Here is a 25,358-nt window from a genome sequence, read left to right as displayed (position 1 = left end):
CACAAACAGGACAGGACACCACATCTTGCGGTTCAGGCGATTCTTTCTGGGGGCGGCGCTGGCGCTCTCCGCGGGCTGCACCCCGCCGCAGGACCCGTCCGCGCGGATGCGTTTCGCCGCACCGCCCGCGCGGCTGTTCGCCGCGGTGCCCGCCGTATGTTCCGGCCCCGGCGAGCGTGTGCTGCGCCCGCGCGAGGGCACGATCGAATGCCGCCGCCTGCTGCCGCCCGAAGGGGCCGCCGGGGCGATCCTGCGCTATAACGGCACGATCGACGCGCTGCCCGAAAGCGTCATCCGCTTCGAAACCAGCACCGAGCAGGACGCGACCATCGTCGTCGCCTCGGTCTTTGTCTCGGTGCCGCAACCGGACGGCAGCGAGATCTACGTGGTGTATCCCGATGCGCAGGTCGCGCGCAAAATGCGCGAGCTGCTGGCCCGGATGGGCGGCGAACCGATCCCCGAATGAAAACGGCCCCGGAGATTTCCGGGGCCGTCCGATCCTTGCCGTGCGCCGCGCCTTAGCGGCCCAGCGACCACCATCCGCGCCGCTTGGGGCGCGAATCGTCCTTGTCCTCGGCCTGCGCGCTGTCCTCCTGCGCGGCCTCGGCCATCGCGGGTTCCGGCGCGGGTTCGGCCGCCGGTTGCGGCTCTGCCTCGGCTTCAGGTTCGGGTGTGGGTTTCGGTTTGCGCCTCGACGCGGCTTTGGCCGGCTTGGGCGCCTCCTCGGCCGCCCCGGCCTCGGGCTGTTCCGGCTTGTCCTCGGCCTTTTTGGCCTTCGCCCGGCTGCGGGTCGCGGGTTTCTTCGCCGGGGGTTCCGGTGCCTCGGCAACCTCGGCCACCTCCACGGCCTCGGCAGCCTCCGCAGGTGCAGCTTCCTCCGGTTCGGCCTTCTTGCGGCGGCTCCTGGCCGTGGTCTTGCGCTTCGGCTTGTCCGCGGCCTTTTCCGCCTGCGCGGCTTCCGCAGCCTCGGCCTCGGGCGCATCCCCGGCGGCATCCGCCTCGGCGGTTTCGGCTTTCACCGGCTCGTCGGCGGGTTTCTCAGCCTCTGCCGCCTCGGGCTGCGTGGCCTCGGCGGTGGCCTCCTCACCGGCTTCCGCGCCGTTGTCCTGATCGTCACGCTGCGACGATTTCGAGCGGCGCGACCGGCGACGGCGGCGGCGCTTCTTGGGCTTCTGCTCGTCCCCGGCTTCGGCCTCGGCCTCGGGGCGGCTGTCCTCTTCGTCTTCCTCCGCCACGTCCTCGTCGATCTGGTCCATCAGCGAGGTATCGACCGACACCACGGGCGCCGCGACCTCGGCCACGATGCGCGTGGCGGTCTTGAACTTCTCAAGGCTGAAATCGGGGCTGATCAGCATCGGGTCGCCCTCGATCCGCACGGCCATGCCATAGCGCCCCTCGATCTGGGCGACATGTTCGCGCTTCTGGTTCATCAGGTAGTTGGCGATGCTGACCGGCGCCTTGACCAGCACCTCGCGCGAGCGGCGGCGGGTGCCTTCCTCTTCGATCTGGCGCAGGATCGACAGCGACAGGTTGTCGTCCGACCGGATCAGCCCGGTGCCGTGGCAATGCGGGCAGGGCTGGGTCGTCGCCTCGATCATGCCGGGGCGCAGGCGCTGGCGGCTCATCTCCAGCAGGCCAAAGCCCGAGATGCGCCCGACCTGGATGCGCGCGCGGTCGGTCTTGAGCCGGTCCTTGAGCCGCTTTTCCACCGCCGCGTTGTTCTTGCGCTCTTCCATGTCGATGAAGTCGATCACGATCAGGCCGGCAAGGTCGCGCAGGCGCAGCTGGCGGGCCACTTCCTCGGCGGCCTCCAGGTTGGTCTTGAGCGCGGTTTCCTCGATCGAGCCTTCCTTGGTGGCCCGCCCCGAGTTCACGTCGATCGCCACCAGCGCCTCGGTCACGCCGATCACGATATACCCGCCCGAGCGCAGCTGCACCGTCGGGTTGAACATCGACGACAGGTAGCTTTCGACCTGGTAGCGCGCGAACAGCGGCAGCGCGTCGCCGTAATGCCGCACGTTCTTGGCGTGCGACGGCATGATCATCTTCATGAAGTCCTTGGCGATGCGATAGCCGCGCTCGCCCTCGACCAGCACCTCGTCGATATCGCGGCTGTAAAGGTCGCGGATCGAGCGTTTGATCAGGTCGCCCTCTTCATAGATCTTGGCCGGCGCGATGGATTGCAGCGTCAGCTCGCGGATCTGTTCCCACAGCCGTTGCAGGTATTCGTAATCGCGCTTGATCTCGGACTTGGTGCGCTTGGCGCCCGCGGTGCGGATGATCAGCCCCGCGCCCTGCGGCACGTCGATCTCGGTTGCGATTTCCTTCAGCTTCTTGCGGTCGGCGGCATTGGTGATCTTGCGGCTGATCCCGCCGCCGCGCGCGGTGTTGGGCATCAGCACGCAATAGCGGCCCGCGAGCGACAGATAGGTGGTCAGCGCCGCGCCCTTGTTGCCGCGCTCCTCCTTGACGACCTGCACCAGCATGATCTGGCGGACCTTGACGACCTCCTGGATCTTGTAGCGGCGCGGGCGCGGTTTGCGCGGCGGGCGGATATCCTCGACATCGTCGTCATCGGCCACGGATTCGATCGAGGAATCCTTGTCCGCCGCGCTGGCGGCGTCGTCATCGCGCCCGCCATTGTCGCCGTTGTCGTCATCGGCGTCGTCCGCATCGCTGCCGGTCACCGCCTCGGCGGCGCCGTCGGGCAGGTCGTCGTCCTGCGGTTCCTCGACCGGGGTTTCCGACACCGTATCCATCGGCGAGCTGCCCTCTTCCGGCAGTTCGTCACCTTCGAAGTCGATGGTCTCCATCCCGGCGATATCGCCGTTGCCGGGCAGTTCCTGCGTGGCCACCGCATCGTCGTTGCCGGCGCGGGCCGCCTTGCTGGACGAACGCGAGCGGCGGCGCGATTTCGGCTTTTCGTCATCCTCGTCGCGGGCGCGCATCGCCTCGGCATAGGCGCGCTCTTCTTCCATCAGCGCCTCGCGGTCGGCGACGGGAATCTGGTAGTAATCGGGGTGAATTTCGGAAAACGCCAGGAAACCGTGGCGGTTGCCGCCGTAATCGACAAAGGCCGCCTGAAGCGAGGGTTCGACCCGTGTTACCTTTGCCAGGTAGATATTGCCGGCGAGCTGCCGCTTGTTCTCCGATTCAAAGTCGAATTCCTCGACCTTGTTGCCGTCCACCACCACGACGCGGGTTTCCTCCGCGTGGGTGGCATCTATGAGCATCTTTTTTGCCATGTAATCCGTATGCATGACTGCCACCGGCCGCACCGGGGGGCGCGGCGGTTTTCCTGTCATGTCCATTATTTGTGGCAAGGCCGGCGCCGCTGCGGGACAGCCCGGCCGCGGGGGCCGCTGTCATCCGCCTTGTATCACATGCGCCAAGCATCGCGTTTCGTCTCCGACGCCTGCCAGGCAGGCGCCAATTCAAGGCCCGGCGCTTGTCAGAGTTCTGCTCGCGCCCGCGGGCTGTTCACAATGGCCTCGTTACAGGAGGGCCATATTCCACGGTCCGTGAAGGGTCGGGTCTTTCTCCACGATGCCCTTTCGGAAAATCCATCCGGTCCACACGGTGCAGCGTCGCGCCAGCGGGCCGTTCCCTATTCATAGAGGAGGAAACCGACCAATTACAATCGCAAAGTGCGATCGCCGCCGTCACCTCCCCTCAGCCGAGGTAATCTGCGCGTTGCAGACCGTATTTCGCCATCTTCTCGTTCAGCGTGCGGCGCGGCAGGCACAGCTCGTCCATCACCGCCTGGATCGAACCCTTGTGCCGCCGCATGGTGTTGTCGATCAGCATCCGTTCGAACGCCTCGACATATTCCTTGAGCGGCTTGCCCTCGGTCGTCATCACCGGCTGCATCTCGTCGTGATCGGCCATCAGCAGCGACGCGATGGTTCCCTGCCCGCGCCGCGCCTGCAGCACCGCGCGTTCGGCCACGTTGATCAGCTGGCGCACGTTGCCCGGCCACGGCGCCTGCAAAAGCTGGGCGGCCTCCTGCGCGCTGACCTGCGGGGCGTCGCAGCCGTATTCGTCGGCGAACTGTTCCGACAGCCGGGTGAACAGCGTCAGGATATCCTCGCCGCGCTGGCGCAGCGGCGGCACGGTGATGCGCAGCGCCGCCAGCCGGTAGAACAGGTCGGGGCGCAGCACGTCCTCAAGCGTCTTGTCCTGCTGTTGCAGGTTCGAGATCCCCACGATGCGGGTTTCCGCCGGGGTGCCCTGGTCGTTCATCACGCTCAGCAGGCGGGCCTGCAACGAATCCGACAGCGCCTCGATATCTTCCAGCACCAGCGTGCCGCCGCGCGCCTCTTCGACGGCGGGCAACTGGCTGTCCTCGGGCTGCATCGGGCCGAACAGCCGCTTGGCCAGCGCGTCCTCTTCGAAGGCCGAACACGAGATCAGCACGAATTTCTTGCCCGCCCGTGCGCCCACCGCGTGCAGCGCATGGGCCACCAGCGTCTTGCCGGTGCCGGTTTCGCCGTCGATCAGCACATGCCCGTCGGCCTGCCCGAGATCGAGGATATCCTCGCGCAGGCGTTCCATCACCGGGCTCTGGCCGATCAGCTTTTTCATGATCTGGCCGCCATCCGACAGCTCGCGCCGCAGCGCGCGGTTGTCCAGCGTCAGCCGCCGCGCATTGGCCGCCTTCTTGGCCAGTTCGGTCATCCGGTCGGGATTGAACGGTTTTTCAAGGAAATCATAGGCGCCCACGCGCATCGCCTCGACCGCCATCGGCACGTCGCCATGGCCGGTGATCATGATCACCGGCAGCGCGCTGTCGCTGCCCATCAGCTTTTTCAGGAACTGCATCCCGTCCATGCCGGGCATACGGATATCGGAGATCACGATGCCCGGATACTCCGGCCCCAGCACCTTGAGCGCGTCCTCGGCGCTGGCGAATGTTTCGGTGTCGTATCCCGACAGGGCCAGCCACTGGCTGATCGACTGGCGCATATCCTGTTCGTCATCGACAATGGCAATCTTCATGGCTTTAGACATGGTTCACTCCGCGGCCGCGATATCGGCATCTTCTTCTTCCAAGATAGGAAGCTGCATCTCGAATACAGCCCCCCCGCCCTCGGCGTTGCGTGCGGTCAGGCGTCCGCCAAGGTCGTTCACGATCCCCGAGGAAATCGCAAGCCCCAGCCCGACACCGTCACCGGCGGTCTTGGTGGTGTAGAAAGGTTCGAACAGCTTATCGAGATTGTCGATCCCCACCCCGTTGTCGCGCACCGACAGGGTCGCGGTTTCGCCCGCGGCCAGGATGATGTCGATCTCGGGGTCGTCCACGCTGCCGGTGGCGTCGATGGCGTTGCGCAGCAGGTTGATCATCACCTGTTCGATGCGCATCCGGTCGCCCATCACCATGACCGGCCGGGACGGGATGGCGCGGCTGATCCTGATCTGCCTGCGCTTGAGCTGCGGCTCCATCATCGACATGGCCGAAGCCAGCGCATCGCCCATGTTTACAGGGGCAAACTCCTCGCTGCCCTTGCGCGCGTAGGATTTCAGCTGCCGGGTGATCGCGCCCATCCGTTCGATCAGGTCGTCGATGCGCTGGAACGAGGACAGCGCCTCTTCGGGGCGGTTGCGGCGCAGCAGAAGGCGCGCGCCGGCAAGGTAGGTCTTCATCGCGGCAAGCGGCTGGTTCAGCTCGTGGCTGACCGCCGCCGACATCTCGCCCAGGGCCGCCAGTTTCGAGCTTTGCTCAAGCGTCTGTTCGGCCACGGCAAGGTTCTCCTGCACGCGCTCACGCTCGGCGATTTCCCGCTGCAACCGCGCGTTCAATGCGCGAAGCTCTGCCGACTCGCGCTGGAAAAGCGCCATGCGCAGCGCGCTCTTGCGGCTGAGGAAATAGAAGGCGACCGCAAGAAGGATGGCGAATCCCATGATTTCCAGCGCCAGGAACCCGTTTACCTTCTCGCGCACGCTGGCATAGGTGGTGAAGCTAGTCATCGTCCAGCCGCGGAACGGGATGCGCGTCTGCATCCGCATCACCGCCTCGCCCTGCACATAGGCGTCCGCGGGCAGCGCGGTCCAGTCCGAGGTGACCTGGATCGCGCGCTGGATCGCGCTGCGGGCGGGTTCGGCGGCCAGCGCCTCGGCCTCGGTCAGGCCGCGCCAGCGCGGTTCGGTCGCCAGGATGATCGTGCCCGAGCTGTCCGACACCACCACCGCGTCGGAAATACCCGCCCAGGCGCGTTCGAACTTGGCCAGGTCGACCTCGACCAGGATCACGCCCAGCACGCTGCCGCGCTCCTCGACACGGCGGGAATAGGCAAAGACATAGGCCCCGCTGTCGCGCCGCATCGCGGTGAACACGGTTCCGCTGGCGCGGATCGCATCGACGAAATAGCGATCCGAGCGGTGCTGGCTGCCCAGCCGGTTGCGGTCGGTCGCCGCCACCGCCCGCCCGTCGCGGTCCAGCAGCATCAGCGAGGCCGCGCCGATTTCCTCGACAAAGGAAATCAGCCGCTGGGTCGAGGACGAGTAATCGCCCGATCCCAGCGCCCCGATCAGCGCCGGGTCGCGCGCCAGCAATTGCGGCACGATGGCGTTGCGCCGAAGCTCGGACAGCAGGTTGCCGGAATAAAGCGCAAGGCGCAGCTCGGCGCGGTTGCGCGTGTTCTGGGTAAAGCGGTCGGTCAGCAGAACATTGGTGGTCACCACCGTGGTCACCGCCAGCACCAGCAACGCGGCAAGCGCAATGCGCGTGCGCCAGCCGATGGTGCGCCCGCCCGAGATCACTTTTGCCGGAAGCTGTGTCATACCGGCAGGTTACGCTGCGCGCGCGAACCGCTCAAGTCAGGCAGTCTCGAGCTGGTCCGTCAATGCGCGGAACATCGCCTGCCCGTCGGTGCCGCCATGGGCGGGCTCGGCCATCCGCTCGGGGTGGGGCATCATGCCCAGCACCCGGCGGTTCTCCGACAGCAGGCCGGCGATGTCCTGAACCGACCCGTTGGGATTGTCGGCATAGCGGAACGCCACGCGGTCCTGATCGTTCAGCGCCTTCAGGGTCTCGTCGTCGGCATAGTAGTTGCCGTCGTGATGCGCGATGGGCACGGTGATCTCCTGCCCCGCGGCGTAGCCGGCGGTAAAGGCGCTGTCGGCGGTTTCCACCCGCAGGCCCACGGGCTTGCAGATATATTTCAGGTTGCCGTTGCGGCGCAGCGCGCCGGGCAGCAGCCGGGTTTCGGTCAGCACCTGAAACCCGTTGCAGATCCCCAGCGCGAAACCGCCGCGTTCCACGTGCTTTTTCAGCGCGCCGCAGATCGGCGAATTGGCCGCGATCGCGCCGCAGCGCAGGTAATCGCCATAGGAAAACCCACCCGGCACCGCCACCAGGTCGACACCGTCGGGCAGCCCGGTTTCCTTGTGCCAGACCATCGAGACCCGCGCGCCCGCCCTTTCGAAAGCCACCGCAAGGTCGCGGTCGCAGTTGGAGCCGGGAAAGACCAGAACCGCGGCGTGCATCAGCCCATCTCCACCCTGTAGGATTCGATCACCGTGTTCGCCAGCAGCTTTTCGCACATCTGCACCACGGTGTCCTCGGTGGTGCCGGGGGCCAGCTCCAGCTCGATCACCTTGCCCTGGCGCACCCCTTCGACACCGTCGAAGCCCAGCGATCCCAGCGCGTGACGCACCGCCTCGCCCTGCGGGTCCAGCACCCCGTTCTTCAGCATGACCGTGACCCGTGCCTTCATGGCGTCCTCCGGTAGATGTCGGGCGGGCACACGGCCCCTGCCCCGGTTTGTCTTGCGCTCAGTTGATGAGCGTCGGCTTGGTGACGGGCGCATTCGCCTTGGGCATCACGCCCAGCCGTCGCGCCACCTCGGTATAGGCATCGGTGAGCGAGCCCAGGTCGCGGCGGAACACGTCCTTGTCCAGCTTTTGCCCGGTCTCGATATCCCACAGCCGGCAGCTGTCGGGGCTGATTTCGTCGGCGACGATCAGGCGCTGGTAATCGCCGTCATAGACGCGGCCGATCTCGATCTTGAAATCCACCAGCCGGATGCCGACGCCATACATCACGCCGGACAGGAAATCGTTGACGCGCAGCGCCAGGCTCAGGATGTCGTCCATGTCCTGCTGGCTGGCCCAGCCGAAGGCGGCGATATGTTCCTCGGTGACCAGCGGATCGCCCAGCTTGTCGTCCTTCAGGCAGTATTCCACGATCGGGCGCGGCAGTTGCACACCCTCCTCGATCCCCAGCCGCTTGGCCATCGAGCCCGCGGCATAGTTGCGCACGATCACTTCCAGCGGCACGATCTCGCAGGCGCGCACCAGTTGTTCGCGCATGTTCAGCCGCTTGATGAAGTGATTGGGGATGCCGAGATTGGTCAGGCCGAGCATGAAATATTCGCTCAGCATGTTGTTCAGCACGCCCTTGCCTTCGATGGTCGCGCGTTTCTCGGCGTTGAAGGCGGTGGCGTCATCCTTGAAATACTGAACGATGGTGCCCGGTTCGGGGCCTTCGTACAGGGTTTTCGCCTTGCCTTCGTAAATCTTCTTGCGCCGTGCCATGGCCACTCCGTCGCTGGCGCGGGGCTGAGTCCCGGCGCCTTGGCTTCCCTTTAGTTGATGGGCGGCACGCTCGCAAGGTGCAGCCGCCCCTTGCGTCAGACCGCCCTTGCGGGCATATCAGGGCCAACCTTACTGTCAGCCAGGGGATTGCCTTCCATGACGACCTTCGATGATCGCGAAAGCGCGTTCGAAAACAAATTCGCCCATGACGAGGAAATGAAGTTCAAGGCGCAGGCACGCGCCAACAAGCTGCTGGGCCTCTGGGCTGCCGAAAAGCTGGGCAAATCCGGTGACGATGCCGCGGCCTACGCCAGGGAGGTCGTGAAGGCCGATTTCGAAGAGGCGGGGCACGAGGACGTGGTGCGCAAGGTCCTGGGCGATCTGGGCGACAAGACCACGGCCGAGGAAATCCGCGCCATGATGGCCGAGATGCTGGCGCAGGCCAAGGGCCAGATCGTCGAGGAAAACTAAGCCGCCCGCGCGGCCCCGCCAAAGGGGCCGCGCCGGTCATGCGCGCGCCTCATGTGGGTGATGAGAGTTTTGCGCTTGCGCCATCCTGTCCGACCTGAAATCCCGGTTCGCAGAAACCTGCAGGAGCATTCCCATGACGAACGCCCTTTCGCGTCTGCTTGAAACCCGCGACTGGCTGATGGCCGACGGCGCCACCGGCACCAACCTGTTCAACATGGGGCTGAGTTCGGGCGACGCGCCCGAGCTGTGGAACACCGAGCATCCCGACCGGATCAGGACGCTTTACAAATCCGCCGTCGATGCGGGCAGCGACATCTTCCTGACCAACTCCTTCGGCGGCAATGCCAGCCGCCTGAAGCTGCACGACGCCCAGCACCGCGCGCGCGAGCTGTCGCGCATCAGCGCCGAGCTTGGCCGCGAGGTGGCCGATGCCTCGGGCCGTGTCGTCGTGGTGGCCGGCTCGGTCGGGCCGACGGGCGAGATATTCGCCCCGATGGGCCCGCTGACGCATGAGGTTGCGGTCGAGATCTTTCACGAACAGGCCGAGGGGCTGAAAGAGGGCGGCGCCGACGTGCTGTGGCTGGAAACCATTTCCGCCCCCGAGGAATACCGCGCCGCCGCCGAGGCCTTTGCGCTGGCCGGCATGCCCTGGTGCGGCACCATGAGCTTCGACACCGCGGGCCGCACCATGATGGGCGTGACCAGCGCCGACATGGTCGACATGGTCGAGGCCCTGCCGAACCCGCCCGTCGCCTTCGGCGCCAATTGCGGCGTCGGCGCCTCGGACCTGCTGCGCACCGTGCTGGGCTTTGCCGCGCAGGGCACCGAGCGGCCGATCATCGCCAAGGGCAACGCGGGCATCCCGAAATACCATGACGGGCATATCCATTACGACGGCACGCCCGAGCTGATGGCCGAATATGCGGTGATGGCGCGCGATTGCGGCGCGACGATCATCGGCGGCTGCTGCGGCACCATGCCCGAGCACCTGGAAAAGATGCACGAGGCGCTCAGCACCCGGCCCCGCGGCCCGCGCCCCACGCTGGACGAGATCGCCGAGAAGCTGGGCGGCTTTTCCTCGGCCGCCGACGGCACCGGCGAGGATGACGGGCCCAAGCGCCAGCGGCGCGGGCGGCGGCGCGGCTGACGCGGCGAAGCGCGCGGTTTTGACCCGAAACCGCGCGGTTTTCTTCACTCAGAACAGGCTCGGCTGATCCTGCGTCCCCAGCGGCACGCGGAACTGCCCGCAATCGAGCGGCGGCAGGCCGCCATCCAGCCCCAGCCGCCGGGTTGCGACCTCGAACCGCCGCGCGATCATCCGCGCATGGACCCCCTCCCCCCGCATCCGGTGGCCGAAACGCGCATCGTAGCCCTTGCCGCCATGCATCTCGCGCAGGCGGCGCAGCACCTTCTCGGCGCGGCCCGGCGCATGTTCCCACAGCCAGTCGGTCATCAGCGGCGCCACCTCATGCGGCAGGCGCAGCATGATCCAGCTTGCCGCCCGCGCGCCGGCCTGTTTCGCGGCGTCCAGGATCGGCTCGATCTCGTGATCGGTCAGGCCGGGCACCACCGGGCTGACCATGACGCGCACCGGCACGCCGGCCCCGGCCAGTTGCCGGATCAGCGCCAGCCGGCGCGCGGGCAGCGGCACGCGTGGCTCCATCCGGCGCGACAGGTCGGCATCCAGCGTCGTTACCGTCACCCCCACATGCGCCAGCCCCGCCGCCGCCATCGGCGCCAGGATATCCAGATCGCGCGCCACCATCGTGCCCTTGGTGACGATACCGACGGGGTGATGAAAATCCCGCAACACTTCCAATACCTTGCGCATCGCTTTGAACCTTGCCTCGATCGGCTGGTAGGGGTCGGTACTGGTGCCGATCGCCAGCGGCGCAACCCGGTAGGACGGGCGGCGCAGTTCCCTTTCCAGCACCCGCCAGATATCGGGCCGCGCCACCAGCCTGGTTTCGAAATCCAGCCCCGGCGACAGCCCCAGGTAGCTGTGGCTGGGCCGCGCGAAACAGTAGATGCAGCCGTGTTCGCAGCCGCGATAGGGGTTGAGCGAGCGGTCGAACGGCACGTCGGGCGATGCGTTGCGCGTGATCGCGCTGCGCGGCCGTTCCACCGCCACCTCGGTGCGCCAGCCCTTTTGCGGCTCGGGAATGTCCCAGCCGTCGCCCTCCCATCCGGTGCCGGGTTCGACCCGCTCCAGCGCCTCGAACCGGCCGGTCATGTTGCGCCCGGCCCCCCGCGCGCGGCGCAGGTCGGGCTGGATCAGGGGGCGGGTATCCTGTGTCATGGCCCGAAAATGGAACATAACGGGAACATATGCAATTCCCCGCGATATCATCCTGAGTATTTTTCAGAATTCCCCCGCCGTTTTGGGGCTATAAGTCGGAAGCGATGGCGCTTATGTCGCTATTCAGACAGTGCGCGTGCGACAAAATGACGAAACCTGCGAATGACAGCCAATCCCGCGCGCGCGGCCATGAAGGAACAGCCCATGTCGGAAGAAGAAGACGATATCATCCTCTCCGAACTCGATGACGAGGAACTCGTCCAGCAGATGTTCGACGACCTTTACGACGGCCTGAAGGAAGAGATCGAGGAAGGCGTGAACATCCTGCTCGAACGCGGTTGGGCCCCCTACAAGGTGCTGACCGAGGCGCTGGTGGGCGGCATGACCATCGTCGGCAACGATTTCCGTGACGGCATCCTGTTCGTCCCCGAGGTGCTGCTGGCCGCCAACGCGATGAAGGGCGGCATGGCCATCCTCAAGCCGCTGCTGGCCGAAACCGGCGCGCCGCGCATGGGCGCGATGGTGATCGGCACGGTCAAGGGCGATATCCACGACATCGGCAAGAACCTTGTCAGCATGATGATGGAAGGCGCCGGGTTCGAGGTGGTGGACCTGGGCATCAACAACCCGGTCGAGAACTACCTCGAGGCGCTGGAGGAACACAAACCCGACATCCTTGGCATGTCGGCGCTGCTGACCACCACCATGCCCTACATGAAGGTGGTGATCGACACGATGGTGGAACAGGGTATCCGCGACGATTACGTGGTGCTGGTGGGCGGTGCCCCCCTGAACGAGGAATTCGGCAAGGCGATCGGCGCCAACGCCTATTGCCGCGACGCCGCCGTGGCGGTGGAAACCGCCAAGCAGTTCGTGGCACGCAAGCATAACCAGGGCGTCGCAACCGTCTGAGCGCATTGAAAAACAGTCATGCTTTGGCCCCGGCACCGTCCGGGGCCTTTTTCATGCGGGTGAGTCCCGGACTGTGCGTCCGGTTGACTGCAACAGAGGGCATCGCATGGCCGCGGTCGGGCGATCCGACATTTGTGGCATGGCAATTTATCGCGCCGCCACCTCCTCCCTCAGACCGTGGCACTGGCGGCAGCCAATCGCCCGGCCGGGGGGGCGGCCGTGCGATGCCCGGGCCGCTGCGCGGCTGTTCCGGGCAGGTGCCCTCCGAGCCCCCACCGGCGCTGTCCCTTACCCGCTAATCCCCCGATCACGCACCGCCATCAGCGTGCAGGTCATGGTGGCGATCAGCTTTTCTGCGCCATCCTCGCCGATGGCATGGGCCGCGCCCTGCGCCAGAACGATGGTGCGGCCCGGTTTGATCACCTCTCCGGCAAAGCGGAATCGCGCGCCCTGCGCCGGGGCCAGCAGGTTGATCTTGAATTCGACGGTCAGCACCGCGCTCTCTGCATCCATCAGCGAGAACCCGGCATAGCCGCAGGCGCTGTCCAGCACGGTGGACACGGTGCCGGCATGAAGAAACCCGTGCTGCTGGGTGAACTCTGCCGCGTAAGGCATTGTTATTTCGACATGCCCCGGCATCACCGATTGCAGTTCGGCCCCCATCGTGCGCATCACCGCCTGCCGTGCGAAACTGTCCCGCACGCGGGATTCGAAATCCGCGACGCGCGGGGCGAAACTGGTGGCGGTGTCGGTCATGCGGCGGACCCTTTGCGATTGATGCCTGTCCCGGCACAACCTATGTCGGTTTCAGGCAGGATGCGCGCGGAACGCCGCGTCACACTGCACCGGACCGCCACGCAAGGAGCATGAGAGATGACCACGCCTGACGACCGCACGCTGACCGAACGCGGCCTGGCCCCCACCGGCCGGGGGCGCGTGCTGCTGATCGCCTGCGGCGCGCTGGCGCGCGAGATCCTCGATTTGCGGGCGGCGAATGGCTGGGATCACCTCGACCTGCACTGCCTGCCCGCGATCCTGCACAACACCCCCGACAGGATCACGCAGGCGGTGGTGGACGCGGTGGAAAAGCGCCGCGCCGAGTATGACGACGTGTTCGTCGTCTATGCCGATTGCGGCACCGGCGGGCAGTTGCAGGCGGCCTGCGACCGGCTGGGCATCGAGATGGTGCAAGGCCCGCATTGCTACAGCTTCTTCGAAGGCAATGACCGCTTCGCCGCCCATGCCGAGGAGGAAATCACCGCCTTCTACCTGACCGATTTCCTGGTCCGGCAATTCGATGCCTTCGTGTGGAAACCGCTGGGGCTGGACCGCCATCCCGACCTGTTGGAGATGTATTTCGGCCATTACGAAAAGCTGGTCTACCAGGCGCAGACGGACGACCCGGCGCTGACCGAAAAGGCGCGCGCCTGCGCCGGGCGGCTGGGGCTGGAATTCGAGCGGCGCTTTACCGGTTATGGCGATCTGGAAACCACCCTCGCGGAGGTTTAGCGCGGCGTGACCCGCAGGTGGATGCCGTCGCGGGCGCGCACGGTCAGGTGGGCCACCGGCTCGGGCGCCCTGCCCGGCACCGGCTCGAACCGGAACGCCGCGCAGAGCCGCGCCAGCAACAGCGGCCCCTCGACCATCGCGAACCCGGCGCCGGTGCAGACGCGCGGCCCGGCAGAGAACGGGATATAGGCATCGCGCGCGCAGGCCCTGCCGTTTTCGGTCTGCCAGCGCGCGGGGTCGAAGTGGTCGGGGCGCTCCCACAGCCGTTCGTGGCGGTGCAGGTGCCAGGGGCTGAGCACGATCTGGCTGCCCTTCGGCGCCACGCGGTCGCGCATCTCCTCGGGGCAGGTGGTTTCGCGCACCATCATCGGCACCGGGGGATAGAGACGCAGGGTTTCGCGGAACACATCGCGGCTGATCCGCAGCTTGCCAACCTCGGAGAAGTCGCCGGTTTTCAGCACGGCGGCCTCTTGCGCCACGCGCTCCTGCCAATCGGGGTAAAGCGCCAGAAGATACACCGCCCAGGCCAGGGCCGAGGCGCTGGTTTCGTGTCCGGCCAGGAAAAAGATCGCCACCTGGTCGGTCATTTCGGCGGTATCGAACCGCGCCCCGGTTTGCGGGTCGCGGGTGGTCATGATCTTGGTCGCCAGGTCGTCGGGGGCGGTGCCGGCGGCGATCTCCTGCATCCGCGCCTCGGTCAGCGTGGCGATCAGCGCCCGGATCGTGCGCGCCGTGGCCCGCGTGCGGCGGCGGAAGAATCGCGGCATCCAGCGCGGCAGCGGCACGAAGGCGGCAAGGTTCAGGATCGGCTGGCTGCGCTGGTAGTCGCGGAACTCGTGGAACACGCGCGCGGCGGTTTCATGCTCGATCGGGATGGAAAACAGCGTGCGAAAGATCACGTCGGCGGCGGCGTGGCTCATGACCTCTTCGATCTCGACCTGGCCGCCCGCCCGCGCGCCCAGCCGGGCAACGCAGGCATCCGCCGCCTGCCACATCGCGGCATAGGTATCTTTCAGCCGCCCGCCCTCGAATGCCGGGTCGATGATGCGGCGCTGGCGTTTCCAGACCTCGCCGTTGGTCAGGAAGACCGAGTTGCCCAGGAGCGGGCGCAGCCCCTCGCCGATGCGGCCGGATTTGGGGAAATCACCGGGGCGCTCTTTCAGGACGCGGCGCACCAGTTCGGGCTGGTTGACAAGGTAGGAGCGGAAGAACGGCGTGCGGAACTCGGCCATCCACGCGCGATAAAGCCGCGCGGGCTGCGCCGACAGGATATCGCGGCGGAACAGCCGGACATATTTCAGCAGCGATACCCGGTCGGGGCGCGCGGGCGGCTTGGGCGGGATCATGGCGTCACGCCCACATGGCCCGACACCGCGCGTTCGATCCGGCTGACCGAGGCGGGCCGCCCGCGATAGCGGTCGGCCAGCGTGACCGGCCCGGCGGTGATCAGGAAGTAATCGTAATCCTTGGGCCGGTCGAAGGCGCAGAGATACTGGAAATGCAGCCGGAAATAGCGCCGTTTCAGCGCCGCAAGGCGTTCGGGGCCGAGCGTCTGGGTGAAGGCGGCGGAAAACACCAGCGGCCAGCGTTTGTCCTGCGGCGCCACCCCCGACACCGCCACCGGATCGCACAGCGCAAAGGCGCAACCGTCGCCCGGCGCGGTCACGTCGACCCATGTCAGCCGGTCGGATTGCGCGAGATACGCCAGGTCGCGCCTGAGCCGCCAGGCATCGGGCAGGAACGACACCATCGGCACCACCTGCCCGAGGCTCAGGAACGCCAGCGCCGGGCCGTCCGGCGGCACCCGTCCGTCGCGGATCAGGTCGGCCAGGATCGACACGCCCAGATGCGCCCCCGAGGAATGGCCGACGACCAGCACCTCGTCCACGTCCGTCTGCAGCGCCGCGGCCACGGTATCGGCGAATTCGGCCATCCGCGCCTCCAGCTCGGGCGGGTTCGCGCCGCGCGCCTGCGCGGAATAGGCAAAGTCGTGCATCAGGTAATAGGCGTAAAGCCGGTTGTCGCGCGCCCTGAACCAGCGCAGCACCAGCACCGCCAGCGCGATGCCCGCCAGCGCGCCGATCCCCTGCGCCGCGACGCCCAGCCACGGCGTCAAAAGCCCCGCCGCACGCCACAGAAGCCAGCCCGCCAGCAGCGCCAGCGCCAGTTGCGCCAGCAGCATGACGATGGGGTAAAGCGCCGCGATCACCGGCCCCTTGCGCAAGCGCATCAACCGCCACAGCGCCCCCGACCCGATATAGGCCCAGGCCGTGCGCAGCAGTTGCAGATAGGTCGCGGGGATCGAGTTCGACATGCTGTCGCGCACGATGTCGGACCAGACCAGCACCTCGACATCGGTGTCGGTGCGGGCGCCGTCCACCAGTGTTTCCACGTGCCAGCCATAGCGCCCGCTATCGCCCTTGCCGGGGCTGAGCGTCAGGTCATAGCCCGTGATCGCCGCCTGGTCGCGGCCCTCCTTGCGGTAAAGCTCACGATAGCGGCGGGGGTGAATCGGGTCGTAGCCGGGGATATAGAACACCCGGCGCCTGCGCTTGTCTTGGAAATCGGAACCGCTCATGCCACACCTGTTTTGCGGCAGGATACCCCGGGATTTCGACAAGCGTAAGGCGCGATAGCGGCCGGGACCGGATCAGCCCAGCACGGCCAGCGCCGGGAAGGTTTCCAGCAGCCAGTAGGAAAAGGCCGAGAACCCGCCGGTCAGCATCAGCAGCCCGATGGTCCACAGCAGCAGGCCCATGACGCGCTCGATCTGTTCCATGTGGCGCTTCATCCAGCCCATCACCCCCTGCATCCGCGGCAGGAAGGCCGCGACCAGCAGGAACGGGATGCCCAGCCCCGCGGCATAGACCGCCAGCAGCAGCGTGCCGCGCGCGACGGACGCCTCGGAGGCGGCCAGCGACAGGATCGCGCCCAGTTGCGGGCCGATGCAGGGCGTCCAGCCGAAGGCGAAGGCCAGCCCCAGCACGTAGGCACCGAAGGCGCTGCCGCCCCGGTCGCCCGCGTCCAGCCGCGCCTCGCGGTCAAGGAAGCCGATGCGGTAGACGCCCACGAAATGCGCGCCGAAGATCATCACGATCACGCCCGCGATGGTGTTGAACCAGCCCTGGTATTGCAAAAACAGCGCCCCCACCGCGCTGGCGGCGAATCCCAGCAGCAGGAACACGGTGGACAGGCCCAGCACGAAGAACACCGCCGGCGTCAGCGCGCTGGCGGGCGCATCCTCGCGGTTGAGGTCGGCCAGGGAAACGCCGCTCATATAGGCCAGGTAGGGCGGCACGATGGGCAGCACGCAGGGCGACAGGAACGAAATCAGCCCCGCGAAAAGCGCCACGAACATCGCCGGCAACAGGGCCGCGTCTATGATCTCGATTCCGAACATGGCGCCTGCATAGCCCGCCGCGCGCGTGGCGTCACGCCCCAAGGGCGGGACGCAAGGTCACATGCGCGTGGACAGCGCGTGAAGGGCGCGGTAATCGGGCGGCATGACCGACCCGGCGATCCAGATCGACGCGCGCGGGCTGATCTGCCCGCTGCCCGTCCTGCGCGCGCGCAAGGTGCTGCTTGGCCTGCCGCCGGGCGCGCTGGTCGAAGTGCTGGCCGATGACGCGATGGCGCGGATCGACCTGCCGCATTTCTGCGCCGAGGCCGGGCACGATCACCTGGCGCTGGAGGATATCGGCGACCACCAGCGCCACCTGATCCGGCGCGGTCCGGGCTGAGCGCGCTCAGCCCCGGGCAAGGCCCGGGCGCGCGCGCAGCACACCCTCGGTGATGAAGCCGGTCAGCACCGCCTTGACGATATCGCCGGGCACGTAGACCCCCATGACCGCCGCCGATTGCAGCAGCGTCTTGTCCGCGATGATCGCAAAGCCCCCGATGCCGAAGGCATAAAGCACGATCACCCCGCCGATGAAGGCCGCGATCGCGGGCATCACCACCGGCGTGCCATCGCGCCACCGTCCGGCCAGCCAGCCGGTGACGAAGGCCGCGACCGGCCAGCCCACAAGAAAGCCCATGGTCGGCCCGGCAAAGACGCCCAGCCCCGCGCGCCCGCCCGCCAGCAGCGGCAGGCCGAGCGCCACGAGGAACAGCACCAGCAGCACCGCCAGCGCCCCGCGCCGCGCGCCAAGGATGGTGCCCGCCAGCATGACGCCCATGCTTTGCGCGGAAATCGGCACGCCGCTGGCCAGCATGAAACTGGGCACGAGTCCCAGCGCGGCGATCAGCGCCGCAAACAGGGCGATAAGGGTGATGTTGCGTTCCATTCTCTGTCCTTCCGTTCGCTTTTGCGCCCTTTTACAGCCCGCCGGAACGGGCGCGCAAGGCCTCGGCCACGCGCTCGGCATCGTCCAGCGCCACCAGCGCGAAGGGCAGCACCAGCCGCCAGCCCGGCCGCCGGGTCGAGCGCGCGCGCCACGCCTGCCCCAGCGCCGCGCCCTTCTGCACCAGCACCGGGGTAAAGCGGATCACCAGCGCCACCGACAGCGCCAGCCGCCGCCGCCACCTGGCGGGCAGCCGCAGCAGCGCCAGCGCCGCATCCACCCGGTCCAGCATGTCCTGCAACCGGGTGGTCATGGTCACGAGGTTGGCCAGCGACACCAGCGCCACGATCCGCGCCACGATCACCACGCCCGCCGCCAGCGCGCCGGTGAACCAGTGCCAGCCGAGGATGATCACGACGAAGGGCAGCACCGGCTTCATCAGGCGCAGCCCCTGCCGCAGGAACCGCCCGCCGCCGGGCAGGTAAAGCGCCCAGACCGCGGCAAGGAACACGCCCGCCTGCCCCGGCGTGCGCAGCCAGAAGGCCAGCGCGGTCGCCGCCAGCAGCGTCAGCAGCTTGGCCCCGGCGGGCACCCGGTGCCAGGGCGTGCGGATGTCAGAGGTCAGTGAAAGCATCGCTGCCCCCCAGCGCCGCCATCTCGGCCCGGTAGGCGGGAATCACCTGCCCCGGCGCCCCGTCCGCCCGCACCGCGCCCGCATCGAGCCAGACCACGCGGTCATAGCCCGCCACCGCCTCAAGATCGTGGGTGATGTGGACAAGCTGCTGCTCCACCGCGTCCAGGTGGCGTGTCAGCCGCAGCGTGGTGGCCATGTCGAGCCCGGCAAAGGGTTCGTCCAGCACGATCACGCGCGGTGCCATCAGCAGCACCGCCATCAGGCAGACAAGGTGACGCTGGCCCTGGCTCAGCTCGTGCACCGGGCGCGCGGCCCAGTCGGCGCGGCCGAAACTGTGCAGCATCCCCGCCACCGCCTGCGCTGCCGCCTGTGCGTCGTGGCCCTGGCTGCGCAGGCCGAAAGTCAGTTCCTCTTCGACGGTGGGAAAGATGATCTGGTGATCGGGATTCTGGAACAGGATGCCCACGGTGGACAGCGCCGCCTTGCGGTCGCGCGCCACGTCGACGCCATGCACCCGCACGCTGCCGGCATCCGGTGCGCCCAGCCCCGACAGCAGCCGCGCAAGCTGCGTCTTGCCCGCGCCGTTGCGGCCGATGATCGCCACGCGCCGCTCGGACAGGTCCAGCGACAACCCGTCGAACAGGCGACGCCCGCCATGCGACAGCGTCACAGCCTCGATCTGGATGCCGGAAATGCCCATGGTCTGAACCGCTTTCGTCTGGATCACGCCCGCAGGCCATAAGGGCCGGAGAAGGAATGGTCGGGACGGCGAGATTCGAACTCACGACCCCCTGTACCCAAAACAGGTGCGCTACCAGACTGCGCCACGTCCCGATCCATGCGGTCCATTACCCTGCGCATTCCGGTTTGAAAACCCCCCTGGCCGCCGGTGGCCGGGGTATTTGCCCTTTCGGGTTCCGGCCGGGCCGCGCGGCTCAGCAGGGCCAGGCGGCCGGACCGCCGGCAAAGGCCGGGTGGCGCATCTGGCTGCCCGGCACGATACCCAGCGATTTCGCCAGCCCGCCGTTGATTTCCAGCACCGCCAGGATGCCGTCGCCGCCGTCGATCGGCGTCAGGTCGCCCGGTTTCGCCCGGTGATGGACGTGGCGCACCGTGCCGGTGGTATCGAGAAAGATCATGTCGAGCGGGATCAGCGTGTTCTTCATCCAGAACGAGGCCGGACCGGGCCGGGGATAGACGAACAGCATCCCCCGGCTTGCCGGCATCTTCTCGACGAACATCAGGCCGCGCGCGCGCTCTTCGGCGCTTAGCGCCAGGTCGACGGAGAACCGCGCCTGCCCCCAGTCGCCGCGCAGGAACACCTGCCCCGGTGCGCAGGCCGCCGTTTCGGCCCGCGGATGCGACGTGGCAAAACCCAGAACCAGAACCGAAAATACCGTGAAAACAGCTGCGTGCCACGCGAAACGCATCAATCCTCCCCGGATTTCTTCAGCGCCGCTTCCCAGGCCAGGACCTCGGTCGCCATGCGCCCGCGCTTGCCGTCGATCACCCGCAGGCATACCGCCTCGCCGGGTTGCAGATCGGCCAGCCCCGAGCGCCGGAGCACCTCGATATGGATGAACACGTCCTCGCCGCGGCCGAACACGTTGCCGAAACCGAAGCCCTTGCCCTTGTCGAACCACTTGACGCGCGCCGGCTCCAGCGGGGCGGCCGCGATGGTCGCGGGATCTATTTCCTCGAAATCGGCGAGCGTTCCGATGCCGGTCCCCGCCGGCGGTTCGATCGACAGGACTTCTGTCGCCTGAACCCCCCGCGGCGTTTCCTGCACGGCAATCTCGACCCGGGCGCCATCGGCGACCGAGCTTTGCCCGAAATTCCTCAGGACGTTTGCATGAAGCAGAATGTCCGGCCCGCCTTCGTCGGCGACTACAAAACCAAAACCCTTTACGGGATCAAACCACTTAACCTGTCCGTTCACTCTGCGGGTGCTGTTAGCTTCGTTGGTCAAATTGGCCACCCACAAGATCTGCCTTACCCCCAGACCCGTAAAGTCATGCGTCAGATGCATGACCGGTTCAAGGGATTTATTACTGTTTTTTCGGGCTCTTGCATTTCACGCGACATGAAATTCAGGGGTTCAGGCGGGTGATTTCCCAATCGGCCCCTCCTTCTTTCCTGCGCCACATGAAGCGGTCGTGCAAACGGAATGCCCCGTCTGCCCAAAATTCGATCTGAACCGGATTGATTCTGTAACCCCCCCAAAAGGATGGTCTGGGCGGGTTCGTGCCGTGACGTGCGGTCACCTTCGCGACCTCGGCCATCAGCGCAGCACGCGACGCCAGCGGGCGCGACTGTTTCGACGCCCACGCCCCCAGCCGGCTTTTCAGCGAGCGCGAGGCGAAATAGGCATCCGCCTGCGGCCCGTCCTCGCGGGTGACGGTGCCGCGCACCCTTATCTGCCGGCGCAGCGATTTCCAGTGCATGACGAAGGCCGCCTTGCCGGCCTGGTCGATCTCCTGCGCCTTGGCGCTTTCGTAATTGGTGTAGAACACGAAAGCGTCGTCCTCGATCTCTTTCAGCAGCACCATGCGGGCATCGGGCAGCCCGTCGGCGTCCACCGTCGACAGCGCGATGGCGTTGGGGTCGTTGATCTCGGCCTCCCCGGCCTCGTCCAGCCAGCGGCGGGCGATCCCGAAGGGGCAGTCCCCGGCGAAGATACCGGTGCGGTCTGTCATGGTCTGTTCTCTCCAGATGATACGGGTTGCGGCCCGCATGAAGCACCGGGCAAGGTTTCGGTTGCAAGGCGAACATTGCTCCGGGCAAGGTCAACCGGCCTTGATGCAGCGCAAGCCATCGCCTAAAGGACACACACTAAAACCATAGATCTGGGTAGGGTAGCGGAAATGTCAAACAACCTCATGGCCGGCAAGCGCGGCCTGATCATGGGCCTCGCCAACGACAAGTCGATCGCATGGGGCATTGCGAAAGCCTGCGCCGATGCCGGGGCCGAACTGGCGTTTTCCTACATGGGCGACGCGTTCCGCAAACGGGTGGCGCCGCTGGCCGACCAGCTGGGCGTGGATACGCTGATCGACTGCGACGTGTCCGACGCCGCCTCGGTCGATGCCGCCTTTGCCGAGATCGAGGCGAAATGGGGCAAGCTGGATTTCATCGTCCACGCCATCGGCTTTTCCGACAAGAACGAGCTGCGCGGCCGCTACGTCGACACCAGCCGCGACAATTTCCTGATGACCATGGATGTCAGCTGCTACAGCTTCACCGCCGTGATGCAGCGCGCCGAGAAACTGATGAGCGAGGGCGGCAGCGCCCTGACGCTGACCTATTACGGCGCCGAACAGGTGATGCCGCATTACAACGTGATGGGCGTGGCCAAGGCCGCGCTGGAAGCGTCGGTGAAATACCTGGCCGAGGACCTGGGCAAGGACGGTATCCGCGTCAACGCGATCAGCGCCGGCCCGATCAAGACGCTGGCGGCCAGCGGCATCGGCGATTTCCGCTATATCCTGAAATGGAACGAGCTGAACTCGCCCCTGCGCCGCAACGTGACGATCGACGACGTGGGCAAATCCGCGCTCTACCTGCTGTCCGATCTCGGGTCGGGCACCACCGGCGAAACCCTGCATGTCGACGCGGGCTATCACGTGGTCGGCATGAAGGCGGTGGACGCCCCCGATATCGACGCCGTGACCGGCCGCAAGGACGGCTGACCGCGATGGAGGGCGCCGCGCTCATCGCGTTCAACATCGCGATCCTGGGGGCGCTGGCCTCGCCCGGGCCGGCCTTTATCGCGATGATCCGGGCGGCCTTTGCGCAGGGGCGCGGGGCGGCGCTGCGCTGCGGGCTGGGGCTGGCCTGCGCTGCGACCTGCTGGACGCTGCTGGCAATGGCCGGGCTGACGACGCTCTTTGCGCTGGTGCCCTGGGCCTACATGGCGCTGAAATTCCTCGGCGCGGCCTACCTGCTGTGGCTGGCGGTGTCGCTGTGGCGCGGCGCGCATCGGCCGGTCGGGCAGGATGCGCCGCGGGGGCTGCGCGGGTTCCGGCTGGGGCTGGTCACGAATTTCGCCAACCCCAAGGCGGTCTTCTTCATCGCCGCGATCTTTGCCACCGTGTTTCCGGTGATGCCGACGGGGGCCGACGCCGCGCTGATCGTGGCCAATCACCTGGCACTCGAAACCGCGTGGTACAGCGCGGCGGCCGTCATCCTCAGCACCGCACCCGCGCGTGCAGGATATCTGCGGCTGAAGGCGCGGATCGACCGGATCGCCGCGGCGGTGCTGGGCGTCCTGGCCCTGCGCGTGGCAAGCTGAGGGGCGGGCAACATGACGCTGACCGACCTGCTGGCCTTCAACCTGACGCTGCTGGCCGCGCTCGCCAGCCCCGGCCCCGCCCTGCTTTTCGCGCTGCGCCAGTCGGTGCGCGGCGGTTTCCTGACCGGGGCGGCCACCGGCGCCGGGCTGGGGCTGATGGCGGCCGCCTGGACCGGCACCGCGCTGCTGGGGCTGGCCGCGCTGTTTGCACTGGTGCCGTGGCTTTACCTGGCGATGAAGCTTGCCGGCGCGGCCTACCTGATCTGGATCGCCTGGCATATCTGGCGTGATGCCGGCCACCCGGTGGCCGACAGCGCGCAGCCGGGCCGCCGCGCCTTTCTCGGCGGCGTGCTGGTGAACCTCGCCAACCCGAAATCGGTGCTGTTCGCCGCCTCGGTGCTGGTGGTGATCTTTCCGCCCGACCTGACGATGGCCGACAAGGCGCTGATCGTGGCCAACCATTTCCTTGTCGAGCTGGCGGCCTATACCGGGTTTGCCGCGCTTCTGGCGACGCCCGCCGCGCGCGACGGTTACCTGCGCCTCAAGCCGCTGTTCGACCGTATCGCCGCCGGCGTGCTGGGCCTTCTGGGCCTGCGCCTGCTGTTCTCCCGCTAGACTCCGAAAGGACACCGCCATGACCGACCGCCTGCCCCACGAAAAAGGCTTTCACGTCAGCTGGGACCAGATCCACCGCGACAGCCGCGCGCTGGCCTGGCGGCTGGACGGGCAAGGCCCCGATGACGGGCAATGGCGCGGGCTGGTGGCGATCACCCGCGGCGGCATGGCCCCGGCGATGATCGTCGCGCGCGAACTGGGGATTCGCACCGTCGACACGATCAGCGTGAAATCCTATCACAACCAGGACCAGGGCGAGGCCGAGGTGCTGAAGGCGCCCAACCCCGACATGATGGGCGCCGACGGTACCGGCATCCTGATCGTCGACGACCTGGTGGACAGCGGCAAGACGCTGGAACTGGTGCGCCGGATGTATCCCAAGGCGCATTTCGCCACCGTCTATGCCAAGCCCAAGGGCCGCGCGCAGGTCGATACCTTCATCACCGAGGTCAGCCAGGACACCTGGATCTTCTTCCCCTGGGACATGGCCCTGCAATATGTCGAGCCCTATCGCGGCAAGGATTGACCGCCCCTTCATCGTTCCCGAAAATACTCCCGCCGGAGGCATCCGCCCCCACCGCCAGACCGAAGGCCCGAGCATGAGCGCACCCCGCACCGCATCCACCTTTGCGCCCCCGGTGATGGAGGCGCGCCGCTGGCTGGAAGGCGCGGTCTTTCCGCCCGACCGGCCGCTGATCAATGTCAGCCAGGCCGCGCCGGTCGATCCGCCGCCCGCCGGGCTGCGCGAGGAAATGGCCCGGCTGGTGCGCGACGATCCGGCGACGCATCTCTACGGGCCGGTGCTTGGCCTGCCGGACCTGCGCGCGGAACTCGCCCAAAGGACCGGTGCCGTCTATGGCGGGCGAATCAGGGCCGGGAACGTGGCGATCACCGCGGGCTGCAACCAGGCCTTCTGCGCCGCCATCGCCACCCTGACGACCGAGGGCGACGAGGTGATCCTGCCGGTGCCGTGGTATTTCAATCACAAGATGTGGCTCGACATGGCGGGCGTCGCCGCGGTGCCCCTGCCCTGCGACGCCGAGCTGCTGCCCGATCCCGATCATGCCGCAACGCTGATCACGCCGCGCACCCGCGCCATCGTGCTGGTGACGCCGAACAATCCCGGCGGCGTGGAATATCCCGCCGACCTGGTGGCGGGCTTCGCGCATCTGGCGCGGCGGCACGGGATCGCGCTGATCGTGGACGAGACCTATCGCGATTTTCACAGCCGGCCGGGTGCGCCGCATGACCTGTTCACCGATCCCGACTGGGCCGATACGCTGATCCAGCTTTATTCGTTCTCGAAATCCTACCGCCTGACCGGGCATCGCGTGGGGGCGATGATCGCCCATCCCGACCGGCTGGCCGAGGCCGAGAAATTCCTCGACACCGTGGCGATCTGCGCGCCGCAGCTTGGCCAGCGCGCGGCGCTGTGGGGGTTGCGCAACCTCGATCAGTGGCTGGCGGGCGAACGGGCCGAGATCCTCGACCGCCGCGCCGCGATCGAGGAAGGGCTGCCCCGGCTGGCGGATCGCGGCTGGCGCCTGATGGGGGTCGGCGCCTATTTCGCCTATCTCCGCCACCCGTTCGACCTGCCCTCGGACCGGCTGGCGCGGCAGTTGGTGCACCAGGCCGGCGTGCTGGCGCTGCCGGGCACGATGTTCATGCCAGACGGCGACGCCGATGGCGCGCGCCAGATGCGCATCGCCTTCGCCAATATCGACCGTGACGGGATCGCCCGGCTTTACGACCGGCTGGCGGATTTTACCGCCCAAGCGGCGCTTGCACGGGGCAGCGGCGCAGCGTAGA

At 67.2% G+C, this 25,358-nt stretch carries 28 protein-coding genes and 1 tRNA gene; 11 read left to right on the top strand and 18 right to left on the bottom strand.

Going from position 1 to position 25,358, the window contains the following annotated elements; translation table 11 throughout:
- Positions 1 to 25 precede the first annotated feature (25 nt).
- Positions 26 to 466, top strand: coding sequence for a hypothetical protein (locus tag F3H87_RS05530; RefSeq protein WP_149786050.1), 441 nt, complete (start codon positions 26 to 28; stop codon positions 464 to 466).
- A 52-nt stretch (positions 467 to 518) separates the two neighbouring features.
- On the opposite strand, the gene F3H87_RS05525 is transcribed toward F3H87_RS05530, so the two are convergent.
- From F3H87_RS05525 to purC, 6 genes are all read right to left on the bottom strand, one after another.
- Positions 519 to 3,245, bottom strand: coding sequence for an Rne/Rng family ribonuclease (locus F3H87_RS05525; protein WP_149786051.1), 2,727 nt, complete (start codon positions 3,243 to 3,245; stop codon positions 519 to 521).
- A gap of 427 nt (positions 3,246 to 3,672) precedes the next feature.
- Complete coding sequence (locus F3H87_RS05520) at positions 3,673 to 5,010, bottom strand: sigma-54-dependent transcriptional regulator (RefSeq protein WP_149786052.1); 1,338 nt, start codon at positions 5,008 to 5,010, stop codon at positions 3,673 to 3,675.
- A gap of 3 nt (positions 5,011 to 5,013) precedes the next feature.
- Entirely contained in the window at positions 5,014 to 6,780 is a 1,767-nt protein-coding gene (locus F3H87_RS05515) for a sensor histidine kinase (RefSeq protein WP_149786053.1), read from the bottom strand.
- Between the two features lie 36 nt (positions 6,781 to 6,816).
- Positions 6,817 to 7,485, bottom strand: coding sequence for a phosphoribosylformylglycinamidine synthase subunit PurQ (gene purQ, locus F3H87_RS05510; protein ID WP_149786054.1), 669 nt, complete (start codon positions 7,483 to 7,485; stop codon positions 6,817 to 6,819).
- Positions 7,485 to 7,715, bottom strand: coding sequence for a phosphoribosylformylglycinamidine synthase subunit PurS (gene purS / locus F3H87_RS05505; protein ID WP_149786055.1), 231 nt, complete (start codon positions 7,713 to 7,715; stop codon positions 7,485 to 7,487). Before purS ends, purQ begins: the two co-directional genes overlap by 1 nt.
- Positions 7,716 to 7,773: 58 nt before the next feature.
- On the bottom strand, positions 7,774 to 8,535 hold the full coding sequence (gene purC / locus F3H87_RS05500; protein ID WP_149786056.1) for a phosphoribosylaminoimidazolesuccinocarboxamide synthase: 762 nt from the start codon (positions 8,533 to 8,535) through the stop codon (positions 7,774 to 7,776).
- 156 nt (positions 8,536 to 8,691) lie between these two features.
- Between purC and F3H87_RS05495 the strand changes: the two genes are divergently transcribed.
- Positions 8,692 to 9,006, top strand: coding sequence for a DUF1476 domain-containing protein (locus F3H87_RS05495; protein ID WP_149786057.1), 315 nt, complete (start codon positions 8,692 to 8,694; stop codon positions 9,004 to 9,006).
- Positions 9,007 to 9,139: 133 nt separating this feature from the next.
- Complete coding sequence (bmt, locus tag F3H87_RS05490; protein ID WP_149786058.1) at positions 9,140 to 10,153, top strand: betaine--homocysteine S-methyltransferase; 1,014 nt, start codon at positions 9,140 to 9,142, stop codon at positions 10,151 to 10,153.
- A 48-nt stretch (positions 10,154 to 10,201) separates the two neighbouring features.
- On the opposite strand, the gene F3H87_RS05485 is transcribed toward bmt, so the two are convergent.
- Positions 10,202 to 11,305, bottom strand: coding sequence for a PA0069 family radical SAM protein (locus F3H87_RS05485; RefSeq protein ID WP_149786059.1), 1,104 nt, complete (start codon positions 11,303 to 11,305; stop codon positions 10,202 to 10,204).
- A gap of 204 nt (positions 11,306 to 11,509) precedes the next feature.
- Here F3H87_RS05485 and F3H87_RS05480 point away from each other — a divergent pair, with 204 nt between their 5' ends.
- Positions 11,510 to 12,217 (top strand): corrinoid protein, encoded by a 708-nt coding sequence (locus F3H87_RS05480; RefSeq protein ID WP_149786060.1) that lies wholly within the window; start codon positions 11,510 to 11,512, stop codon positions 12,215 to 12,217.
- A gap of 288 nt (positions 12,218 to 12,505) precedes the next feature.
- On the opposite strand, the gene F3H87_RS05475 is transcribed toward F3H87_RS05480, so the two are convergent.
- Entirely contained in the window at positions 12,506 to 12,973 is a 468-nt protein-coding gene (locus F3H87_RS05475) for a PaaI family thioesterase (RefSeq protein WP_149786061.1), read from the bottom strand.
- A 117-nt stretch (positions 12,974 to 13,090) separates the two neighbouring features.
- Between F3H87_RS05475 and F3H87_RS05470 the strand changes: the two genes are divergently transcribed.
- On the top strand, positions 13,091 to 13,726 hold the full coding sequence (locus tag F3H87_RS05470; RefSeq protein WP_149786062.1) for a DUF1638 domain-containing protein: 636 nt from the start codon (positions 13,091 to 13,093) through the stop codon (positions 13,724 to 13,726).
- Here the strand turns inward: F3H87_RS05470 and F3H87_RS05465 are convergent.
- From F3H87_RS05465 to F3H87_RS05455, 3 genes are all read right to left on the bottom strand, one after another.
- On the bottom strand, positions 13,723 to 15,072 hold the full coding sequence (locus F3H87_RS05465; protein WP_149786063.1) for a cytochrome P450: 1,350 nt from the start codon (positions 15,070 to 15,072) through the stop codon (positions 13,723 to 13,725). The two genes, F3H87_RS05470 and F3H87_RS05465, sit on opposite strands and share 4 nt — an antisense overlap.
- Positions 15,069 to 16,304, bottom strand: a complete 1,236-nt coding sequence (locus F3H87_RS05460) for a hypothetical protein (RefSeq protein ID WP_149786064.1) — start codon at positions 16,302 to 16,304, stop codon at positions 15,069 to 15,071. Before F3H87_RS05460 ends, F3H87_RS05465 begins: the two co-directional genes overlap by 4 nt.
- A 72-nt stretch (positions 16,305 to 16,376) precedes the next feature.
- Entirely contained in the window at positions 16,377 to 17,126 is a 750-nt protein-coding gene (locus F3H87_RS05455) for a cytochrome c biogenesis CcdA family protein (protein ID WP_149786065.1), read from the bottom strand.
- A gap of 103 nt (positions 17,127 to 17,229) precedes the next feature.
- Here F3H87_RS05455 and F3H87_RS05450 point away from each other — a divergent pair, with 103 nt between their 5' ends.
- Positions 17,230 to 17,466 carry a sulfurtransferase TusA family protein gene (locus F3H87_RS05450; RefSeq protein ID WP_149786066.1) on the top strand — a complete coding sequence of 79 codons (237 nt, stop codon included), beginning with the start codon at positions 17,230 to 17,232 and terminating at the stop codon, positions 17,464 to 17,466.
- 6 nt (positions 17,467 to 17,472) lie between these two features.
- On the opposite strand, the gene F3H87_RS05445 is transcribed toward F3H87_RS05450, so the two are convergent.
- The 7 genes from F3H87_RS05445 to pdxH all read right to left on the bottom strand — a co-directional run bounded on the left by F3H87_RS05445 (position 17,473) and on the right by pdxH (position 21,339).
- Positions 17,473 to 18,093 (bottom strand): biotin transporter BioY, encoded by a 621-nt coding sequence (locus F3H87_RS05445; protein WP_149786067.1) that lies wholly within the window; start codon positions 18,091 to 18,093, stop codon positions 17,473 to 17,475.
- The gene (locus F3H87_RS05440; RefSeq protein WP_149786068.1) at positions 18,044 to 18,643 is read right to left on the bottom strand and encodes an energy-coupling factor transporter transmembrane component T; all 600 of its coding nucleotides are present in this window, start codon (positions 18,641 to 18,643) and stop codon (positions 18,044 to 18,046) included. Before F3H87_RS05440 ends, F3H87_RS05445 begins: the two co-directional genes overlap by 50 nt.
- Positions 18,624 to 19,343, bottom strand: a complete 720-nt coding sequence (locus F3H87_RS05435) for an energy-coupling factor ABC transporter ATP-binding protein (RefSeq protein ID WP_149787084.1) — start codon at positions 19,341 to 19,343, stop codon at positions 18,624 to 18,626. Before F3H87_RS05435 ends, F3H87_RS05440 begins: the two co-directional genes overlap by 20 nt.
- Before the next feature lie 57 nt (positions 19,344 to 19,400).
- Positions 19,401 to 19,477, bottom strand: a tRNA-Pro gene (locus tag F3H87_RS05430).
- A 101-nt stretch (positions 19,478 to 19,578) separates the two neighbouring features.
- Positions 19,579 to 20,073: a DUF192 domain-containing protein gene (locus F3H87_RS05425; protein WP_149786069.1), complete on the bottom strand. Its 495-nt coding sequence runs from the start codon at positions 20,071 to 20,073 to the stop codon at positions 19,579 to 19,581.
- Positions 20,073 to 20,672, bottom strand: a complete 600-nt coding sequence (locus tag F3H87_RS05420; protein WP_149786070.1) for a cold-shock protein — start codon at positions 20,670 to 20,672, stop codon at positions 20,073 to 20,075. Before F3H87_RS05420 ends, F3H87_RS05425 begins: the two co-directional genes overlap by 1 nt.
- A gap of 61 nt (positions 20,673 to 20,733) precedes the next feature.
- Positions 20,734 to 21,339 (bottom strand): pyridoxamine 5'-phosphate oxidase, encoded by a 606-nt coding sequence (gene pdxH, locus F3H87_RS05415; RefSeq protein ID WP_149786071.1) that lies wholly within the window; start codon positions 21,337 to 21,339, stop codon positions 20,734 to 20,736.
- A gap of 168 nt (positions 21,340 to 21,507) precedes the next feature.
- Here pdxH and fabI point away from each other — a divergent pair, with 168 nt between their 5' ends.
- The 5 genes from fabI (at position 21,508) to F3H87_RS05390 (ending at position 25,357) form a co-directional block, all read left to right on the top strand.
- Complete coding sequence (fabI, locus tag F3H87_RS05410) at positions 21,508 to 22,332, top strand: enoyl-ACP reductase FabI (RefSeq protein ID WP_149786072.1); 825 nt, start codon at positions 21,508 to 21,510, stop codon at positions 22,330 to 22,332.
- 5 nt (positions 22,333 to 22,337) lie between these two features.
- Positions 22,338 to 22,934, top strand: a complete 597-nt coding sequence (locus tag F3H87_RS05405; RefSeq protein WP_188129118.1) for a LysE family translocator — start codon at positions 22,338 to 22,340, stop codon at positions 22,932 to 22,934.
- A gap of 12 nt (positions 22,935 to 22,946) precedes the next feature.
- Positions 22,947 to 23,549 carry a LysE family translocator gene (locus F3H87_RS05400; RefSeq protein WP_149786073.1) on the top strand — a complete coding sequence of 201 codons (603 nt, stop codon included), beginning with the start codon at positions 22,947 to 22,949 and terminating at the stop codon, positions 23,547 to 23,549.
- Between the two features lie 19 nt (positions 23,550 to 23,568).
- Positions 23,569 to 24,075 (top strand): xanthine phosphoribosyltransferase, encoded by a 507-nt coding sequence (gene gpt / locus F3H87_RS05395; protein WP_149786074.1) that lies wholly within the window; start codon positions 23,569 to 23,571, stop codon positions 24,073 to 24,075.
- Positions 24,076 to 24,148: 73 nt separating this feature from the next.
- Positions 24,149 to 25,357 carry an aminotransferase gene (locus F3H87_RS05390; protein ID WP_149786075.1) on the top strand — a complete coding sequence of 403 codons (1,209 nt, stop codon included), beginning with the start codon at positions 24,149 to 24,151 and terminating at the stop codon, positions 25,355 to 25,357.
- Position 25,358 lies beyond the last annotated feature (1 nt).

Source organism: Lutimaribacter pacificus, assembly GCF_900142185.1.
Classification (GTDB): Bacteria; Pseudomonadota; Alphaproteobacteria; order Rhodobacterales; family Rhodobacteraceae; genus Lutimaribacter; species Lutimaribacter pacificus.
Note: the sequence above shows the minus strand (reverse complement) of the source record. Positions and strands in the feature narration are given on the sequence as shown.